The sequence below is a fragment of the Protofrankia symbiont of Coriaria ruscifolia genome, assembly GCF_900634745.1.
Lineage (GTDB): Bacteria > Actinomycetota > Actinomycetes > Frankiales > Frankiaceae > Protofrankia > Protofrankia californiensis.
Map to the genome: position 1 here is coordinate 1 of NZ_CAAAFR010000203.1, position 19091 is coordinate 19091.

Below are 19091 nucleotides of genomic sequence, written 5' to 3' on the forward strand. Positions count from 1 at the left end.
CGCCAGGCCGAAACCGTCACTCCCCGCACGGCTCCTGAATGTTTACACGCTCACGGTGGATGTCGACGAGCTCGGCCTGTATCTCCGGCTCGAAGATGCGCAGCACCAGCGGCGTCGAGATAACCAGACCGATGAGCACTGCCAACGCCAACCGCGGAAGCGCGATCAACAGATTCTGGTACCAGTGGTCCCGGCGTTGCACGGAAGCCACCAGCCACCGGTCGAGGCCCATGATCGCAAGCCCCCAGGCCCCGCCGACCAGGAGGCAGCTGGCAACCGACAGGCGCAGCCCCATGTGTAGAGCGAACGCACAGGACGCCGCCGCCATGAGCGACGTGGTCAGCACCGCACTGCCGACACCGACGTACTTCGCCCGGTCGGTTGGACACCGGGCCAGGAGCTGGGGATTCGCCCCGGACAACCAGATGAGCGGTCGTCTCACGGCAGGTACTCCCGCCGCCGCCTTGCGACCGCCCGCCCCCACACGCCTTCCCGGCCCCGGTCGGGACTGTGTCCGCCGCTGGGCGTCCGGAACCTCACCAGCCGCGCCGGAGGCGACGGGAACTGGGGATACCCGATCTGGGCGAGCAGGAGACCGACTCTTCCCCGACCAACAGCCGGTACCGTTTCCGTCACCCCACCCGCCGAGAAGTCACCGAAGCGGGCGGAAGCCAACCACCCGCGGCTGCCGACGACCTGCCCGGCAGGCCCTTGGGCACCGGGTAACGGAGGCAGTCCGCGCGGAACGGGGGCCGGGACCGCGGCAAACTCGTCCTGGACCTCGAACGGACCGGCCGGTAACGCGATGCCGATGCCGTTCGGCGGAGCCGGAATCCTCAGGAAACTGATGACCGGCGGGCTGAAGACCCGTATCACCGGCGTCTGCGCCTCCGTCACGGCCCCGGCCGGCCCGCGCGCCATCAGGCGCAGGGACCTGGTGACCTCAAGCGCCACCGGGACCGACCCGGTGGACGGGAACCTGCCATAGTCCTCGACGAACACCTCGTCCGCATGAAGCGCGGACCATCTGACCACGACCTCCTCGCCGACCACACCGGCGCGAGGCTCCACATCGACAAACTCAAAGTGTGGCCCATATGGATCAGCGAACATGTCACCTTCGCTCACGCTCACCCCGCCTTCAAGATCTTAAAGGATGACACCGGAGAGATGGGACAAGAGGCCGAGGTAACGCCGACAAGCCTGCTCGGCATGAAGTTCCTCCCCCAGGAACACGCGTCAAGCCTAACCCCCTTTCAGGCTTACAACAAGATTTGTTTCATTATTGGGCATACATTATTATCGCAGTGGGTGCAAGTCGTCGGATTCGGCACTCGGCCGCACCCAAAGATCCTGTCCGCGCGTCACCGTCGGCCGCAGCACGCGAGCAGGTCGAGCCCTTGCCGTCCAACCTACCCGTCGGGGCATCCACCGGAGCCCGCCGTGATCGCGCACCACGCGTTATCGGAACGGATCGCCGCCGGGCGCTCCGATAACACACCCCACCATCCCCGGCCGGCGCGGATGCCGGTTATGATTCTGACCACCAAAGTTCGGCTGGGGGAGCCGACCAGGTTTCCCGTCTTCCCTAAGCAAATATAATCCAGCATGCGAAGAGGTCGTTCAAACCGTTTCCCATTCGAGCAGAACCCGGCCTGAAGAAATAGAGGTCATTAGGAAAGTGCCAGTGAACGGCACGCGCCTGACGGCCGGCCGATGACGCGCCACTGATCCGGGAGAGGAGCAGTAAGATCATTACCATGGCTGCGACCGATCCGGAAGAAGACCGGCCTGCGGGATGATCGCGGCCACGACCATCGATCAGTGGACGCGGGGGTCCGGCGGGCAGTCCAGGGCGCTGGCCCTGGTCAGGCCACTGACCGTGAGCCGGGCGGACAGCCGCACCGGCCCCGGCTCCTCGGTGAGGATGCCCGTCCAGCCGTCCGCCGCCTCGTACACGCACGCCTGGTGGCCGTCGTCGAGCTGCCAGTAGGGCGTGAAGTGCACGAGAACGGTCGCGACACCCGGCGCGTGGAAATTCACCGCAAGTGAGCTGACCCCGAGCTCGGTCAGCGTCGCCGGCCCCCGCACCAGACCCGGCGAGTCGGTGACCAGCCAGACCTTCCAGTGGGCGTCCGACCAGGCGAGCTCCAGGTAGGGCTGGCCCGCGTCCAGCAGCTTCGTCTCCTCCACCGCGGAGGAGTCCAGCTCCACGTCCGGACGCGCCACGAACCGGACACCGCGTTCGAGCAGCCACTTGTGGTAGGTCTCGGCGGAGAGCGTGCCGTCGTAGAACAGCGAGTTGTACTCCATGTCCAACTGCCGCTCCCAGCCACGGGCCAGCGGGACGTGCGGCGCCACGAACGACGCCTCCCAGTGCGCCCGGGTGAACGGGATCTCCACCCGTCCCACGGCCACCGGGCCGTGGTCGAGGTAGTCGAGCAGACCGCTGTAGTAGCCGGCCTGGCCGGAGGCGTCCCCGTAGGTGGCCAGCGCCCCGTGCACCGGACCGATCTGCCAGCCCAGCAGCGGGATCGCGACGACCAGCAGCACGCGCGGGCGCCTGGCCAGCAACATCGCCGCGAGCGGGCCCGCGAGCAGGGTTGCCGGGCGGGCGATGTTCCCGCCGATCTGGGTCGGGACGAAGAAGAAGACCGCGGCGGACGCGGCCCACAGCAGCAGCCCGCGCCTGATCGCCACCTCGTGTTTCGGGACGACGATCAGCCCCGCGCCGATCAAGGCAAGTAGGGACAGGAAGGTCACCGCCGGAAACGGCTGCACGCCGTGTTCGGGAAACAGCAACGCGACAACGATCCCGCTCGCGGCCCCGGCCAGCGGCAGCACCCGACGCCGCTGGAGCGTGCCGAGCAGGGCGATACCGATCAGCAGCACGAATCCGCCGGCGAGCGGCGAGGCCAGCGACGAACCGATCGCGCCGGTCCACGCCATCTTCGCCCGCTGCTCACGGACGCCGAGCAATGCCAGCGCACCGAAGGCCATCCCCAGAGCGAAGGGCATCCGACCGACCACGAGGTTGGCCACCGTCGCCACGGAGAACCAGACCAGCGCCAGGTCGTGGCCGTGGTCATGGCCGTACGTCCGGCCGCGCCCGCGCAGCAAGTGCGTGACGATCACGGTGGAGGCGACGCACGCGAGGCAGCCCAGCACCTGCACCCCGAACAGCGCCCCCAACGGCGGGAAGAGCACGCTGTAGCCGGGTACGGTGTGCCCGCCGTACCACTGGTCGTCCCACAGCACCGCGCCACCGTGCTTGAACAACCACACGCGATATTCCTGTGCGGGGGTGTCCGGGCCGGTGAGTCCGAGCGTCAACGACATCCCGCACAGGGCCGCGGTGATCAACCATGGTTGGCGCCGCAGCAGGGCGGCAACGGCAAGGACGGCCCGAAGGAGCACGTCGCACAGCTTCGGGAAGGCGCCGCGGGACCCCGCTACGGCGCCGCCGGACCCCGGGAAAACGCTGGCGGACCTCGGACGGACCGCCGGAGAGGAGATCGTTTCTGGTGCTGTGGGTTCAGGTGGCACGCTTTCGCGCTGCGTGGCGGCCCGCCGCACAATGTGACGTGGTCCCGCCTCACTCGGGACGTCGCGACGCGGGACGGCCCGACGCGGTCCCACATGACGCAGAACGGTGCCGAGCAGACCCACCCGACACCTCCCTGTGCCAGACCTCCACGAACCAGCTGACCGGGAGTACCCGGTCAGCGCCGGTCCGGACCCCCGACAACGGCCTCGACAGGTGGAAACGAAGACCCCGTCCGCGATTCTTTCCGCGGTTGGGCCTGTTTCACGTACCTGTCGTGTGGCCGACTGTCGTAGGCACCGTCGCGGCGGTCACCGCCGTCCTCGCCGAAGCCAGGCTCGGACCGCGTAACCCGGACACTCTCAATCCCTCATCCTGGTGGGGGATTCTCCCATCAGGGCCACCGTCGGCGGTCACGCGGGGCTGGCTCGCGGCGATCGCCGCCGTTGCCGTGCTCACCCTGTGCCTCTGCTGGTATGCCCTTGTCCGTTCGATCGCCCATTCGATCGTCCGCACGACCGGCAGCGCAACAGATGCATCGGGTACGTCAGGTGTGTCAGGTGTGTCCCCCGGCGGATCCGGACGTACCCGCCGGCCCGCACGGCTCGCCACGACCCGCGTCACCGCCGCCTGGGTGGTCGTCACCTCCCTCGGGTGGAATCTGCCGTTCGCACTCGGCCCGCCGTTGTTCAGCCGGGACGTCTACGCCTATGCGGGCCAGGGCGAACTCGCCCGGCACGGGCTCGATCCGGCGACGCACGGCATCTCGGCACTGCGCACCCTGGGCCACCGGATGGACCCGTTCGTGCTCGCGGTCGACCCGCGCTGGCGTGATACCCATGCCCCCTACGGAAGTACGGCCGTGTTCGTCGAGAAGGCGGCCGCCGCGGCCGGCGAGGCATTGTCCGGTACCGGACCGCTCGGCGCCGTCATCGTGCTGCGGCTCGTCGCCGTGCTCTCGGTCGTGGCACTCGTCGCGCTCACCCTGCGGCTGCTTCCCGGACGCGGGGACTCCCAGCGGATCGCCCTGGTGCTCGCGCTGCTGGCCGCAAACCCCGTCACCGCCGTCCACCTGGTCGGCGGGGCACACCTGGACGCCCTGGCCGCCACGCTGACGGTCGCGGCGCTGGTCGTCGAGCGGCAACGGTCAGGCCGGCAACGGTCAGGCCGACAGCGGACGGACCGGAACCGGCAACGATCGGACCAGGAGCAGCCGGGCCACGGGCGCCCGCATCGGTCACGTTGGTCATGTTGGTCGCATTGGTCGCTGCGGTCAGGCGCACTGCGCTGCGGTGGGGTCGCGCTCGCCTGCCTCGCTGGGACGGTCAAGGCCACCGCGTTTCTCGCTCTTGCCGTGGTCGTCCTCGTCCACCTGCTCGAACGCGTCACCGCCAGCCACGGCGGCAACGGTGACAGGAGCCGCGACGGGAACGGTGATGGGAGCGGCAAGGCGTCCACACGGCGCCGCGCGATGGTTGCCGCCGGCGCCGGGACCCTCCTTTTCGATCTTTCGGTGGCAGCGGTGACAATGACGCTGAGCATGGTCGCGGCCGGCTTCGGTCCTACCTGGATCGGCGCGCTGTCCACCTCCGGGCAGTCGCAGACCGGCATCGCCCCCGCCTCGCTGCTCGCCCACCTGATCCGGCTGCCACTGGGTCTGCTGGGTGCCGGCGATCAATCCCAGACGGCCCTCGCCGTCAGCCGGGGGTTGTCGCTGGCCGTTGCCGCGGCGGTCGTCGCCCGGCTCCTCCGGCGAGCCTGGCGCAGGCCGTCGGTCCCGCAGGCGTCGGCGCAACGACCCACGCTGGACGACATCGCCATCGCCGGTGTCGGGGGGATGGCGGTGGCCCTGGGCACTCCGGTCGTCTACCCGTGGTATCTGGCGCCGGCTGTCCCGGCGCTCGCGGTCATGGCTGCCACCAGCGGATCCCCGGTGGTGCGCCGGCTGGTAGTCGTCACGTCGGTGGTGCTGTGCGTGACGTCACTGGCGTCGCTGGCCCCGACGTGGACCCTGCTGGGTCGAGCGGCTCCGCCCGCCTCCGCGACCATGATCGTGGCCGCGGTTGTCGGGGCTGTCGCTGTGGGTGTAACAGCGCTGGCCGTGACGTCCGCAAGACCTCGCGGACGGCGACCCAGCAGACGATGACCAGCAGGAGGTTGCGCACCACCAGGAACAGGCTCGCGACGACCCGTCCCGCGAGAACATCGTCATAACGAATGGGGTAGACCACGAGCGAGATCAGGCAGATCACCGGCAGTCCTATGGTGATCCAGCGGTGCGAACGGGCCGAACAGGTCCGCCGAGTCCAGCGGGTCGGGGGGATGTCGGGGGAGCCTGCCGGAGCACCCGTGCCCGTTGCCGGGCCCGACCACAGCGGACGGCAGGCAGCCACCGCCAGTAACCACACCAGGTACTGGGGGCTGAGCACCCGACTCGTCACGAGGACGACCAGGAGCAGCGCCAGCGTCCGACTCGCCGGGTCCGTGGCCGCGCGTGACGACCGGGGTATCCGCCACCACCACACGGTGGTACCCAGCACGACCGCGACCTCCACCAGTGAGCAGGCCGTCGCCACTGTGCGCGCCGCCTGGGATCCGAACTGGAACGATCCCCAGTCGTAGACCGGACCGGGGCCCAGGCCGACCATGTGCGCCAGGACGAACGGGGTCGCCGGAACAGCCTCGGTCTGCAGGCCGCGCGCTTCCTGCGCACCCAGGAAACCGAACGAGTCCCGCCACCAGCCCGCCGCGAACAGCACCGCCGCAACCAGTACCGCCGCCGCGACCAACCCGCCGGCAAGCCTCGCCAGGGCCGGGCGCGGCGTCAGACGGGTGGCGCGCACCGCCGGCAGGCCCGGACCCGCGTCGGGATCCGGGCCGTTCGATCCGGCCGCACCCAGCGCGGGCAGGAGCAGCACCGGCCACACCTTGGCCAGGGCACCGAGGCCGACCGCAAGGCCCACCCGTCCCCACCGCCGGTGGGCGACGCCGACCAGCGCGGCCACCACGAGAACAGCCGGAACCAGATCGAAACGGGCCAGCGAGACCGGTCCGAGCGCGCAGATCCCGAGCAGCCAGAAACGGGCCGCCGACGCCGACCGCCGGGCCAGCATGCCGGTGACCGCAGCGTCCGCCGCAAGAATCATCAGGAAGAAACCGACCTCGTAGGGCAGCCTGGTGACCGCCTCCAGCGCGGACGGGACGGCGAGCACGATCGCCGCGGCCGGCGGGTACTGCCAGCGGTTGTCGTCGACGGGGAGTCCCGCACCGTGCACCAGGCCGTGGCCCCAGTGGTCGTAGAGCCGGACGTCACCGAGCACGCCGTGCTGCGCGCCCAGCGTCCTCCCAACGACGGCGAGGACGACCAGGACCACTCGGGAGACCACCCAGAAGACCCGGATCCGCCTGGCCGACCATGACCCGGACCACGGTTGCATCCACCGGCGGGTACGGCCCGTCCAACGAGACAGACGCGCTGCCGGCGCATACCGGCCGGGCTGTCGTGGTATCAGCCACCGTCGTGGTAGCAGCCGCCGCAGTACAGGCAGGCGCCGGCCGGATCGTTGTTGTGGCGCCGACCCGGCGGCACCGATGTCAGCCGTCCGCACGTTCCATGACGGTATCCGCTGCCGGACCGCCGGGTCCCGCCTACCCGGCTGGCCCAGGGTCGTTCCGGTTCATGCGGTTCCTCCGGCCAGGCCCTTCATCCGGCTCGGCCCGCCCCCTGTACCGGCTGATCCGCCTACGTCCACCCTCCGGAGCACGGCACGGGGTGGAGCCGGCGTGGACGCCGCCCTCCGCCGACAGTTTCATGATCGCCTCGATGTCGTCCGCCGGCGACGTTCTGTTCCGCCGCTGGTGACCGCAGCTCTTGCAGCGGTGGACCACGACGGTCCGCCCGGCCCGCACCTCCACGGCAACCGGGCGCATCGGCCCTGCGCAGTCAGCCGCCCGATCACCGGGGTTGACGTCCACATGCCGGGACCACAGGCAGCGCGGGCAGTGGTTGGTGTAGCCGTCGCCGTGCACCGGCGTCCCGCAGGCAAGGCACTGGAAGTCCTCGGCGGTACGGGTGAAACGACGGGTCACCACCCGACAGTACGGGACGGACGGACGGACGGACGGACCAGCAAAGGGCAGCACTGATGATCACCCCCGCCCCAGAGGCGTGATCTTCTTCATGCGGTGCCAGGCAGGCGGGGTCGATGAGAGGAGGATTCCGCGTGTCGACCGGCTCGGCGGAAGTTGTCGGACCCAACCTCTGAAATAGTGGACGGCGAAGCACATTCCTGTGATTCGCGGATCCCCGCCGGAGGAGGTTGATCATCGTAGTGAAAGCCGCTCATGTCCTGGCGCCCGAATCGCAGACCTTCCACGTACCGCACCATCCCGCACAGACGCCGGCCTCGTCCGATCCCCCGGCATCCAGTCACCAACCGCCGGCATCCGGTCACCAGCCGCGGCCCGCGCGTGATCTCGACGCAGCTGACCCGGCAGCGGCACTCAGCGACCGCCAGCGCCGGGTGCTGGAGTTCGAGCATCACTGGTGGCGATATGCGGGCGCCAAGGAGACCGCGATCCACGCCGAGTTCGGTATCTCCGCGACCCGCTACTACCAGATCCTGAACGCCCTGATCGACTCCCCTGCCGCACTCGTCGCCGACCCCATGCTGGTCAGACGGCTGCGCAGGTTGCGGGCAACGCGACGGCGAGCACGTTCGGGCAACACCGACCGACTCGACCCAGCCGAGATCTGAGCACCCGCCATGACCGAGACCATCACCTCCCCAACCCCTCCACCGCCGCCGCGGCTGCGTCGGGGTGACCGGCTGCATACCATTGCTGCCGGGACCGTCGCCGTGCTCGCCGTGCTCGGCTGCATCCTGATCGTCAACCTGGTCAACGACCCCTCGCCGGACACGACGCCCGCCGCCTCCGCAGGTCCACCGGCCCAAGCCACGGCCACGGCCACGGCCACGGCCGCGCGGCCCGCCAGCGCATCCACGGCTGCGGCGCCAGCGCCTGTCGCGCCGGCGACGAGCACCCTTCCATCACCCAAGGAAACGTCACAGTCGCCGAGGGCGGCCGCCCCGGTTGCTCCGTCGACCACACCGAAACACATCTTCGCCCCCGTGGTGATCCTGAACAACTCCAGGGAGACGGGGCTTGCGGAGATCGCCCGGGCACGGCTGGAAGCCGCCGGCTTCACGGTGACCCGGATCGGTAACTACAACTCGACGTACAACGTCGCGGTGCCGACCGTGTTCTACGAGCCGGAGCAGGAGGCCGCAGCCAAGACCATGCAGGAACTGATCCCGGATGTCAGAGCCGCGGCTCCCAAAACCGCGCACTTCATCTCGGACGACCCGCTCATCCTTGTCATCACCAAGGATTTCCAGACCGACCCGCCCGAGTGACGGACCTGAACCCATGACTTCCACACCCGGTACCAGCCCGCTCGCCGAGGCACCCCGGACGCTCGCCGGCGGCTCCGGGCTCGCCACGCTGCTCACCGACCCGCGGCATGCCCTGGTCTCGCTCGACTACGACGGCACCCTGTCGCCGATCGTCAACCGTCCCTCCGATGCTGTTCCCGCTCCCGGCGCCCTGAGTGCCCTGGCGCGGCTGGCCGAACGGGTCGGATCGGTCACCATCATCACCGGCCGCCCGGTCGAAGCCCTGCTCGCCCTCGCCCGGTTCACCGACGAGCCGGGGCTGCGCTCGATGGTCATCCTTGGCCAGTACGGGCTGCAGCGCTGGGACGCGTCCACAGGGACGATCACCAGCCCCGAACCGCTGCCCGGAGTGGCCGCGGTCCGGGCAGCGCTACCCAAGCTCCTCCAGGACGCACCCGCCGGGACCGTCGTGGAGGACAAGGGGCATGCCCTGGTCGTTCACGTCCGCCGCACCGCCGACCCGGACGTGTCACTGGCCTCGCTCACCCCCGCGCTGACCAGCCTGGCCAGGGACAACGGGCTGGAGGCGGCACCTGGCAAACGTGTGCTGGAACTGCGCCCACCCGGCCACGACAAGGGCCGGGCACTGCGTGACCACATGGCCGAGCTGGGCGCCCGCTCCGTGCTGTTCGCCGGCGACGACCTCGGCGACCTGCCGGCCTTCGACGCGGTCGACGAGCTGCGGGCTGCCGGAACCCCCGGTCTGACCGTGTGCAGCGACGGCCCGGAGGTCCCGGGGAAACTGCGGGAACGGGCCGATCTCGTCGTCCCGGGTCCGGAAGGAGTGGTGGCCCTACTGCGTCTGCTCGCCGACCGCCTCGCCTGAGGCGCGGTCACTGGAGCAACGCGTCAAGCTGGTCGCGGAACCACTTGCGCGGAGGAAGCCTGCCAGCGATGGCGGCAAGCCGCGCGCACCGGTCGCGGCGCTCGTCAGCGGCCATGAGCAAGGCGGTGTGCAGTGCCCGGGCGGTCGCGCTCACATCGAACGGGTTCACCACCAGCGCGTCGTCGGCCATCTCCGCGCACACCCCGGCCTCGCGGGAGAGCACCAGGGCCGCCCCGGGCCGGGACAGCACCGTGCCTTCCTTCGCGACCAGGTTCATCCCGTCCCTGATCGGGTTCACCACCAGGACCTCGGCCAGCGACAACGCGGCCAGTGACCGTGGGTAGTCATCGTTGATCTCAAGCCGGACGGGCAACCAGGTCGCGGTCGCGAACTCGTCCTCGATCTCCTCCACGATCCGCTGCACCGCGGCTGTGTACTCGCGGTACTCGGGCAAGTCGTGACGCGACGGATAGGCGCACACGATGTGCACCACCCGATCCCGCCACTGCGGGTAGTTCCGAAGAAGCTCCCGGTAGGCATCCAGGCCACGAACGATGTTCTTCGACAGCTCGGTCCGGTCCACCCGCACGATCACCCGCCGACCAGCGGCAAGATCTCGCATCTCGGCGGCACGGGCGGCCACGTCATGCCCGGACGCACGCTCGAGCAGCGAGTCACCGTCGACCCCGAGCGGGTGGACGCCGATCCGGACAACGCGGCCGCGGTATCGAAGCCGCGGCCCACCCGTACCGTCCGCCTCGCCCCTACCGCGACCCGCGTCATTACTACCGCTGCTACCGCTGCCCGCGTGGCCACTGCCGCGATCGACCTCGACATCCGCGGGAAGCACCACCTCGGCGCACCGGCAGAACGCCTCCGCCCACTCGGGGGTGAGAAAGCCGAGCTGGTCGGCGCCGAGCATGCCCTGGACGACCGCGCGGGCGACGTCGTCCGGCAGCATCCGGAAGTACTCCGGTGGCGCCCACGGTGTATGACTGAAATGAGCGATCCTCAGGTCCGGCCGCAGACTGCGCAGCTGCGCAGGCACGAGCGTGAGATGGTAGTCCTGGATCAGGACGGCCGCGCCCGGCGCCGCCTCACGGGCCAGCGCCTCGGCGAACATCGCGTTGTAAGTCTCATACGCTTGCCAGTCGCGCTGGAACACCGCCCCGAAGGAGGGCTGGGAGGCCGGCGCGTAGAGAAGATGGAGAACGAACCACAACGTGCGGTTGGCGACCGCGTTGTATGCCCGTTCGAACACGACCCTGTCCACGTCGAGCATGCAGACGGCCGCGCCGCCGGTGTCGTGACCGGCGAGGTCCAGGCGGCCGTCCGGCGTCGACCGGATGGCACGCCGGTCGGCTTCGCTGATCGCCGCGCACACCCAGACCACCCCACCACCGGCGCCGCCGGCCCGGCCGGTCGGGTCCCCGGATCCGATGTCGCCGCTGGCGACCGCGTGCAGGCCACTGACCAGCCCACCACCGCCGCGGCGCACGACGAGCGACCCATCGTCACCTGTCGTGAACGCCACGGGTCCACGGTTGGACGCGACAAGCACCCGGGCGACCGCGGGACGGGCCGATTCGTCAACCGACCGGACATGACGCACCCTGCGAAGGGTAGTGCCTCAGCAGGCGGTCGCACCGACCCGTCGCTCAAACCACGGCACAGCGGTACCGCAACACAGCGGTACCGCAACACAGCGGAGCCGCAACACAGCGGAGCCGGACAGCGGCGGGCCGCACCGGAATCAGACGGCAGCGGGCCTCACCGGGGTCAGGACCGAACGCACCGCGCTCGCCCACCCGGCGCCGAGCGTGCCGTCCTCCACGACGACGTTGTCGTAACCGGGCAGCAGGTCGACCAGGTCCGTGTGCCGCAACGCGTTCGCGACAAGGTGCATGCGACCGACGTGCTCGGCCATGACAAGGTCACTGGCGGAATCCCCGATCGCGATCGCCTGATCCGGGCGGAGCCCCCGGCGGGCCAGGTCGAAGGCCACCGCGGCCCCCTTACTGACACCGTCCGGCACCAGGTGATAGACGTGCGGAACATCATCCAGATCGGGCATGGTGGCCCGCGCGATGATGCCGTTGTCGCGCATGGTCAGCCAGCCGAAGCCTTCCGCGACGAGCCACGCGTCGACCTCGGCCACGTCGATGTTGCCCCGCAGCATGATGTCGACCTCACGGCCGCGGAGCCAGGAGCGGTGCGCCTCCAGGCGTCCCGGATGCCGCGCGAGCAACGCCGTGATCAGCTCGTCGGGTATCCGGTCGAACGTCGCGGGCATGGCTCCGCGCAGGATCTGGCTGCTGCGCCCGTGGTCCCAGCCGACGATGGCGCCGAGTTCGGCGATGAACCCGTCCGCACCGAAGATCGAGGCGGCCTCGGTGAGCTGGGGACGCGTCCGTCCGCTGACCAGGACCAGCGCGATGCCGGCCTGGTGCAGATCGATCAGGGCACGAGCCGGGTCCAATGTGGTGGAGTGATCTTCAGCCCGGAAGAAGCATCCGTACGGCCCCACCATGGTCCCATCGAGATCGGTATAGACGACCCGGACGCTCATCGGCAATGTCCTCCTGTTCGTACTGTTCGTACTGTTCGTACTGTTCGTGGCGGGTCGGGTGGTACGGTGTCCATGCTCCTGCCGCGTTCCGGCGTCGATTTGTCACCAATTGTGGCCAACCTGCCCGGTGCGGCCCACCTGGTGTGGCGGGACCTCGGTCAGGTGCTTTCCGTCGGGCCGCAGCCCGGACGGGCGTGGCGGGCGGCGTACTCCGGAATGGTGATCATCGGCGGGCGCTCCTGCACCCCCACCTGGTGGGTACGCGGTTGCAACCCGCCGTCACCGCGGCCGAACTGGGTCAGCGTCCCACCGAGAGTGCCACCGTGGATGCCCAACCGTGCCCACGCCGCATGGATGATCTCCGCGGCCATCCGCCCGAGAGCCTCGTCGGACTGGTGGCGATGGACCTTGCGGCCGACCTCGACCTGCGCGAGAGCGTCCACCCCGGCGAGTGAGAACACGTCCACGACCTGGGCGAACTCGATACCGTAGCCGGAGACGAACGGGAGCTGCTCCAGCAGTGCCCGTCGGCCGGCGAACTCTCCGGCAAGCGGCTGCACCAGCCCGGCAAGCTGCGGCCAGTGCAGGTTGAGCAGGGGACGCGCGACGAGTTCGGTGACCCGTCCACCACCGCCGGGCAGCAGCCCCTTCGCCAGCGGCCGGTCATAGGACGCTTTGACGTAGGACACCGCGTCCTCGGTCAGCAGCGGCCCGAGCAACCCGGTAACCAGGCTCGCGTCGAAGTCCTCCAGGTCGGCGTCGACGAAGACCACGATGTCCCCGGACGTTGCGTACAGGGACTTCCACAGGGCCTCGCCCTTGCCGGCGACACGCCCGTAGCCGGTGAGGATCCGCTCCTCGGCGAACACCGCGGCACCCGCGGCGGCCGCCTCGGACGCGGTCGCGTCGACCGAGCCGGGGTCGATGACGACGATCTCGTCGACGAGGGGTACCGCGGCCACGAGATCACGGCGAACCGCCGCAACGATCTCACCGACGGTGGCCGCCTCGTTCAGCGCGGGCAGTACCACGCTGATCGGACCCACCTTGCGGGCCAGCAGTTCCCCGGGCGAGAAGTCATGCCCGTAATACGTCCTATGCTTGAACCAACGGTGCACGTCAGGCCGCACACGACTACAGTACGGAAGGACAACCGCATACGGCTCATCCAGAGGGGCAGAGGGACCGGCCCAGTGAAGCCCCGGCAACCACCCGCATCAGTGCGCGGCAGGTGCTAATTCCGTCCTGAGATGCATCCGGCTCTCGGGAAAGATGAGGAGTTTCACAGATGACAGTCGCTCCCGAGCGCCTCTCAACGATCAGCTCTGACGTCGTCAATCCCGCGGTATCCCTGTCGTGTCGTTACTGCGGTGCCACCTATGCGCTCTCGCCGACGCACGTCTGTATCGAGTGTTTCGCCCCGCTGGAGATTGCCTACGACGAGTCCGCGCTGCGCCGGGTTACCCGGGCATCCATCGAGGCCGGTCCCACCAATCTGTGGCGCTACGTCGGGCTGCTGCCCGCCGGCCACGACCCCGCACGCCGGGTGTCCCTCGGAGCGGGCTGGACGCCGTTGCGCCCGGCCACCCGCCTCGCCGCCGAGCTCGGAATGCGGACACTGTGGGTCAAGGACGACAGCGCGAACCCCACCCACTCGTTCAAGGACAGGGTCGTGTCGGTGGCGCTGTCAGCCGCGCGCGAGCATGGATACACCACGGTCGCCTGCGCGTCCACCGGCAACCTGGCCCAGTCGGTGGCGGCCCACGCCGCCTCCGCCGGACTTCGCTCAGTGGTACTGATCCCGCACGACCTCGAGGACGGCAAGACCGTGTCGACCGCCGTCTACGGCGGCACGCTGGTCGCGATCGACGGCAACTACGACGACGTGAACCGCCTGTGCAGTGAGCTGTCCGGTGAGTACGAGTGGGCGTTCGTCAACGTCAACGTCCGGCCGTTCTACGCCGAGGGGTCCAAGACGCTCGGCTACGAGGTCGCCGAGCAGCTCGGCTGGCGACTGCCGGAGCAGGTCGTGGTGCCGATCGCGTCCGGGTCGCTGCTGACCAAGATCGACAAGGCTTTCGGTGAGCTCGGCCGTCTCGGCCTGGTGGAGCCGACCCCGTACCGGGTTTTCGGCGCGCAGGCGCAGGGCTGCAACCCGGTCGCAGCAGCCTTCGCCCGTGGGGTGGACACGGTCTCGCCGATGAAGCCGTCCACCATTGCCAAATCGCTGTCGATCGGCAACCCCGCGGACGGCCCGTACGCCCTCGACGTGGCACGGCGGACCAGCGGTGCGATCACCGACGTCACCGATCCCGAGATCGTCGAGGGAATTCGCCTGCTGGCCCGGACCGAGGGTGTCTTCGGCGAGACCGCGGGCGGCGTCACCGTCGCCTGCCTGCGGCGGCTGCTGCGCGAGGGCCTACTCGACCCCGATGCCGAGACCGTCATCTTCAACACCGGGGACGGGCTGAAGACCCTCGACCCACTGGTGTCGACGGGCAAGCCAACCGCGACCATCCGCCCGTCACTGGCCGCCTTCGAAACCGCCGGCCTCGGCGACTGAACAACGCCTCACAACGACACCTCCGGCGGCGCGAAAACAATGATCGCGCCACCTTTGGCCGGGGCCGACCGACATCCCGCCCGCTCCTTGGCCACCGGTCGGGATGTCAGTTGTCCGGGCCCCCATGGACGACCCGGACAACTCCTGTCACCTCAGACCCGGACAGACCTGCAACCCAGCTGGGGGTTGTTCCCGCCGCCAAATTTGATCCCATACGCACACCGTGTGCCTGCCAGCGCAGACCGGCACAATGAAGTCAAACCCGTGGTTCACCCCGCGGTGAAACGCATTGTCCACGTCGGGACGCGACACGTCGGCCGTCGTCGCGTAGCCGGCGGTCCCGTCCACGTACACGTACACCTGGATCGGGGCATTCGTGTCTGGGTCGATCGCCCAACCCCGCACCGGATTCCGTTGTCCGCCGGCAGCGCCTCGTCAAACGTCCCAAACGGCTGCGCCGAACCGACCTGCAGGTTCTTGAAATGAAGGTAGACAAATGACGACGCCGAAACGGTTCGCTCGCTGGAGGTCCCGTTACCGAACCGGTTATGCTCCTCGACGGTCTAGGGCAGCGGCAAGCTGACCGAGATTAGCGATCAGCAAGCCGAGTTGCTCGGATGGCCGGCGACCCCGTCACGACGGAAGAGAATCACCGAAGGCCGGTCCATACCGGATCGAGCGAGAATCCCGTCGAAATCCGTATCTGCCGAGATGAGCAACGCGGTCGTCGTCGCGGGCAAAGGCAAGTACCGTCTCGTCGTCTGCCGAGCCCATGGCCAGGTCACGAACATGGACCACGTCGTGACCCACACCGCGCGGACCTTCGGCGAGGCGTTGGGACAGGTTGTTGTCGAGGAGGAACCTCACGCTCCGGCCAGCAAAGGGAGCTGCTGCTCACGTACGGCCTTGGCGGCGAACAACAAGGCTTCGCGCACGTCCTCGGCGGTGAGCTCGGGAAGCTCGGGAAGCTCGGACGTGATTTCGCCGACGGCCATCCTATCGGCGATCGTACCGACGACGGTCGCTACCGGGATGCGCAAGCCGCGCGGGCACGGCACACCGCCCATCTGGGCCGGGTTCACGGTGATCCGGGTGAAACGCACGGGCCACCCCCTCTTCCTGCTCAAGGATACCGGCGCCCGGTCGCCCACGACCAACATCATGACATGCCGGGACGACCACGCCCTCACCACCGCTCCAGACCACGGCAAGCCAGGGGTTCACCGGTGGTTCACGGGTCGGATGACAGCAGACGGCCCGACCTGCGGTGGGCCTCTCGGCCGTGCACCACGACCGGGGGCGAGCTTGCACTCACCCATCTCGAGTGCTAAACAGGAGCTGGCACTCACCTGCTGCGAGTGCCAGGGCTGAGCGACGAGGCTGCAAGGCCGTCCGTCGCGGGCGTCGTCTTGGCCAGGCCATTGAACAGCCATTCCCCTGGGAGGACCACGACACCATGCCGAAGATCATTGCCTTCGATGAGGAGGCACGGCGCGGCCTGGAGCGCGGCATGAACCAGCTGGCCGACGCCGTAAAGGTCACACTCGGCCCGAAGGGCCGCAACGTCGTTCTGGAGAAGAAGTGGGGCGTCCCCACGATCACCAACGACGGCGTGAGCATCGCCAAGGAGATCGAGCTCGAGGACCCGTACGAGAAGATCGGCGCGGAACTCGTCAAGGAAGTCGCGAAGAAGACGAACGACGTCGCGGGTGACGGCACCACCACCGCGACGATCCTCGCCCAAGCGCTGGTCCGCGAGGGTCTGCGCAACGTGGCAGCCGGCGCCAACCCGCTGGGCCTGAAGAAGGGCATCGAGATCGCGGTCGAGCGCGTCTCGGAGGAGCTCTCCAAGCAGGCCAAGGAGGTCGAGACCAAAGAGCAGATCGCCTCCACCGCGTCCATCTCCGCAGGCGACCCCGCGATCGGCGCGCTGATCGCCGAGGCGCTGGACAAGGTCGGCAAGGAGGGTGTCGTCACCGTCGAGGAGAGCAACACCTTCGGGCTCGAGCTTGAGCTCACCGAGGGTATGCGCTTCGACAAGGGCTACATCTCGCCGTACTTCGTCACCGACGCCGACCGTCAGGAAGCCGTCCTTGACGACCCGTACATCCTCATCGTCAACAGCAAGATCTCGGCGGTCAAGGACCTGCTCCCGCTCCTGGAGAAGGTCATGCAGGCCGGCAAGTCGCTGGCCATCATCGCCGAGGACGTCGAGGGCGAGGCCCTGGCCACCCTGGTCGTCAACAAGATCCGTGGCACCTTCAAGAGCGTCGCGGTGAAGGCCCCCGGCTTCGGTGACCGTCGCAAGGCCCTGCTCGGCGACATCGCCATCCTCACCGGTGGCCAGGTCATCTCCGAGGATGTCGGTCTCAAGCTGGAGAGCACCACGCTCGACCTGCTCGGCAAGGCCCGCAAGTTCGTCGTCACCAAGGACGAGACCACGATCGTCGAGGGTGCGGGTGACCCCGACCAGATCGCCGGTCGGGTCAGCCAGATCCGCTCCGAGATCGAGAAGTCGGACTCCGACTACGACCGCGAGAAGCTGCAGGAGCGGCTGGCCAAGCTCGCCGGTGGCGTCGCGGTCATCAAGGTCGGTGCCGCGACCGAGGTCGAGCTCAAGGAGAAGAAGCACCGCATCGAGGACGCCGTCTCGAACGCGAAAGCCGCGGTCGAGGAGGGCATCGTCGCCGGTGGTGGCGTCGCGCTGCTCCAGGCGTCGGTCACCGCCTTCGAGAAGCTCGACCTCGCCGGTGACGAGGCCACCGGGGCGAACATCGTCCGCCTCGCCCTCGAAGCGCCGATCAAGCAGATCGCCTACAACAGCGGTCTCGAAGGTGGCGTCGTGGTCGACAAGGTCCGCCACCTGCCCGCCGGCCATGGCCTGAACGCGGCCACCGGCGAGTACGTCGACCTGATCGGCACCGGCATCATCGACCCGGCCAAGGTCACCCGCTCGGCGCTGCAGAACGCCGCGTCGATCGCCGGCCTGTTCCTCACCACCGAAGCCGTCATCGCCGACAAGCCGGAGAAGAACCCGGCCCCGGCCGTGCCCGGCGGCGGCGGAGACATGGACTTCTGAGGTCCGCTTCTGAGGTTCACAGCCAGAACGCAGGGCAAGAAGGGGGCGGTCCCGAATGTGGGACCGCCCCCTTTGTCATGAGCTGTCATGGGCATGATTTGTCGTGCATGCGATACCAGTGGTGGTCACAGCGGTTTACCGACCATGTCGGGCATACTCTCGTGAAGCGTCGATTCCGGTGGGGTTACCACCACCGCGGGTCCACGGTGAGCCGTGAGCCGCACCATGACCGGGAGTGTGCACGAGATGACCCAGGCCACGCCGCCGGCCGGCTGGTACGCCGACCCGTCCGGCCAGCACGGCTTCCGTTACTGGGACGGCGCCGGCTGGACCGAACAGGTCCGTGACACCCAGCAGGGGTCACCGGATGGAGCAGCACCTGCGCAGGGCTGGGGAACTCCACAGGGCTACCAGAATGCATCGGTGCAGACCAACCACACGCCGGATCGCATCCAGCGCCAGGTTTCCGAACGCGCCGGCGTGCAGCCCGTTCACGGTGGCGGCGGGACGCTCTTCACCGAATCGGTCCTCGTGGTCAACCAGAAGACCAAACTCATCGAACTGACGAACGAGTATGCCGTGTTCGACCAGTCCGGCAACCAGATCGGTTCGGTCGTCGAGGTCGGCCAGAGCGCCCTCAAGAAAGCGATACGGTTCGTCAGCTCGCTCGACCAGTTCTTCACCCACCGGCTCGAGGTGCGCGACAGCGCCGGGGCAGCCCGTCTCGTCCTCACCCGACCGGCGAAAATCTTCAAATCACGTGTGATCATCACTCGGCCGGACGGATCCGAGATCGGCCGGATCGTCCAGCAGAACGTCTTCGGAAAGATCCGCTTCGCCCTGGATGCCGGCGGGGCGTCCGTCGGAATGATCAAAACGGAGAACTGGCGGGCGTGGAATTTCTCGATCGTCGATCACACCGGTACCGAGATAGCCCGGGTGACGAAAACATGGGAGGGCCTGGCCCGCACCTTGTTCACCACCGCCGACAACTACGTGGTCCAGATCCACCGCCCGCTGACGGATCCGCTGCGCAGCCTGGTGGTCGCCTCCG

Annotated in this window: 16 protein-coding genes, 1 pseudogene and 1 riboswitch; of the genes and pseudogenes, 7 read left to right on the plus strand and 10 right to left on the minus strand. The window is 68.7% G+C overall.

Annotation, left to right across the window (positions count from 1 at the left end; translation table 11 throughout):
• Window positions 1–16: 16 nt before the first annotated feature.
• The 3 genes from CV1CTNOD_RS23565 to CV1CTNOD_RS23575 form a co-directional block, all read right to left on the minus strand.
• Window positions 17–442 (minus strand): DUF4407 domain-containing protein, encoded by a 426-nt coding sequence (locus tag CV1CTNOD_RS23565; protein WP_242606971.1) that lies wholly within the window; start codon window positions 440–442, stop codon window positions 17–19.
• Window positions 439–1128 carry a hypothetical protein gene (locus CV1CTNOD_RS23570; RefSeq protein WP_131788142.1) on the minus strand — a complete coding sequence of 230 codons (690 nt, stop codon included), beginning with the start codon at window positions 1126–1128 and terminating at the stop codon, window positions 439–441. Before CV1CTNOD_RS23570 ends, CV1CTNOD_RS23565 begins: the two co-directional genes overlap by 4 nt.
• A 693-nt stretch (window positions 1129–1821) precedes the next feature.
• Entirely contained in the window at window positions 1822–3417 is a 1596-nt protein-coding gene (locus CV1CTNOD_RS23575) for a hypothetical protein (protein WP_242606972.1), read from the minus strand.
• Between the two features lie 404 nt (window positions 3418–3821).
• Between CV1CTNOD_RS23575 and mptB the strand changes: the two genes are divergently transcribed.
• Window positions 3822–5690, plus strand: coding sequence for a polyprenol phosphomannose-dependent alpha 1,6 mannosyltransferase MptB (gene mptB / locus CV1CTNOD_RS25985; protein ID WP_207386633.1), 1869 nt, complete (start codon window positions 3822–3824; stop codon window positions 5688–5690).
• A gap of 301 nt (window positions 5691–5991) precedes the next feature.
• Here mptB and CV1CTNOD_RS27160 read toward each other — a convergent pair.
• Both CV1CTNOD_RS27160 and CV1CTNOD_RS23585 read right to left on the minus strand, forming a co-directional pair.
• Window positions 5992–6981: pseudogene (locus CV1CTNOD_RS27160) on the minus strand (glycosyltransferase 87 family protein); the annotation flags it as partial.
• A 211-nt stretch (window positions 6982–7192) separates the two neighbouring features.
• The gene (locus CV1CTNOD_RS23585; RefSeq protein WP_131788145.1) at window positions 7193–7633 is read right to left on the minus strand and encodes an RNHCP domain-containing protein; all 441 of its coding nucleotides are present in this window, start codon (window positions 7631–7633) and stop codon (window positions 7193–7195) included.
• A gap of 242 nt (window positions 7634–7875) precedes the next feature.
• On the opposite strand from CV1CTNOD_RS23585, the gene CV1CTNOD_RS23590 reads away from it, so the two are divergent.
• Genes CV1CTNOD_RS23590 through otsB form a run of 3 tightly spaced genes read left to right on the plus strand, consistent with a single transcriptional unit; the run spans window position 7876 to window position 9826 of the window.
• The gene (locus CV1CTNOD_RS23590; RefSeq protein ID WP_131788146.1) at window positions 7876–8301 is read left to right on the plus strand and encodes a DUF3263 domain-containing protein; all 426 of its coding nucleotides are present in this window, start codon (window positions 7876–7878) and stop codon (window positions 8299–8301) included.
• Between the two features lie 9 nt (window positions 8302–8310).
• The gene (locus CV1CTNOD_RS23595; RefSeq protein WP_131788147.1) at window positions 8311–8961 is read left to right on the plus strand and encodes a LytR C-terminal domain-containing protein; all 651 of its coding nucleotides are present in this window, start codon (window positions 8311–8313) and stop codon (window positions 8959–8961) included.
• A gap of 13 nt (window positions 8962–8974) precedes the next feature.
• Entirely contained in the window at window positions 8975–9826 is an 852-nt protein-coding gene (gene otsB, locus CV1CTNOD_RS23600; RefSeq protein ID WP_131788148.1) for a trehalose-phosphatase, read from the plus strand.
• Between the two features lie 7 nt (window positions 9827–9833).
• Here the strand turns inward: otsB and CV1CTNOD_RS23605 are convergent, their stop codons facing one another.
• The 3 genes from CV1CTNOD_RS23605 to CV1CTNOD_RS23615 form a co-directional block, all read right to left on the minus strand.
• On the minus strand, window positions 9834–11387 hold the full coding sequence (locus CV1CTNOD_RS23605) for an alpha,alpha-trehalose-phosphate synthase (UDP-forming) (RefSeq protein ID WP_131788149.1): 1554 nt from the start codon (window positions 11385–11387) through the stop codon (window positions 9834–9836).
• A 192-nt stretch (window positions 11388–11579) separates the two neighbouring features.
• Window positions 11580–12395 carry an HAD family hydrolase gene (locus CV1CTNOD_RS23610; protein ID WP_131788150.1) on the minus strand — a complete coding sequence of 272 codons (816 nt, stop codon included), beginning with the start codon at window positions 12393–12395 and terminating at the stop codon, window positions 11580–11582.
• 158 nt (window positions 12396–12553) lie between these two features.
• Window positions 12554–13525: a glucosyl-3-phosphoglycerate synthase gene (locus tag CV1CTNOD_RS23615; protein ID WP_131788151.1), complete on the minus strand. Its 972-nt coding sequence runs from the start codon at window positions 13523–13525 to the stop codon at window positions 12554–12556.
• A gap of 31 nt (window positions 13526–13556) precedes the next feature.
• A riboswitch (SAM riboswitch) is annotated at window positions 13557–13674 on the plus strand.
• A gap of 9 nt (window positions 13675–13683) precedes the next feature.
• Between CV1CTNOD_RS23615 and thrC the strand changes: the two genes are divergently transcribed.
• Window positions 13684–14958, plus strand: a complete 1275-nt coding sequence (gene thrC / locus CV1CTNOD_RS23620) for a threonine synthase (RefSeq protein ID WP_131788152.1) — start codon at window positions 13684–13686, stop codon at window positions 14956–14958.
• Window positions 14959–15591: 633 nt separating this feature from the next.
• Here the strand turns inward: thrC and CV1CTNOD_RS27165 are convergent.
• Window positions 15592–15825: a DUF5615 family PIN-like protein gene (locus CV1CTNOD_RS27165; RefSeq protein WP_278043984.1), complete on the minus strand. Its 234-nt coding sequence runs from the start codon at window positions 15823–15825 to the stop codon at window positions 15592–15594.
• On the minus strand, window positions 15822–16061 hold the full coding sequence (locus CV1CTNOD_RS23630) for a DUF433 domain-containing protein (protein ID WP_242606973.1): 240 nt from the start codon (window positions 16059–16061) through the stop codon (window positions 15822–15824). The genes CV1CTNOD_RS27165 and CV1CTNOD_RS23630 overlap by 4 nt, the downstream gene beginning before the upstream one ends.
• A gap of 353 nt (window positions 16062–16414) precedes the next feature.
• Between CV1CTNOD_RS23630 and groL the strand changes: the two genes are divergently transcribed.
• Together groL and CV1CTNOD_RS23640 are read left to right on the plus strand one after the other, a co-directional pair.
• Window positions 16415–18037, plus strand: a complete 1623-nt coding sequence (groL, locus tag CV1CTNOD_RS23635) for a chaperonin GroEL (RefSeq protein ID WP_131788153.1) — start codon at window positions 16415–16417, stop codon at window positions 18035–18037.
• A 246-nt stretch (window positions 18038–18283) separates the two neighbouring features.
• The coding region (locus tag CV1CTNOD_RS23640) for a phospholipid scramblase-related protein (RefSeq protein WP_131788235.1) at window positions 18284–19091 on the plus strand (808 nt) is incomplete at its 3' end.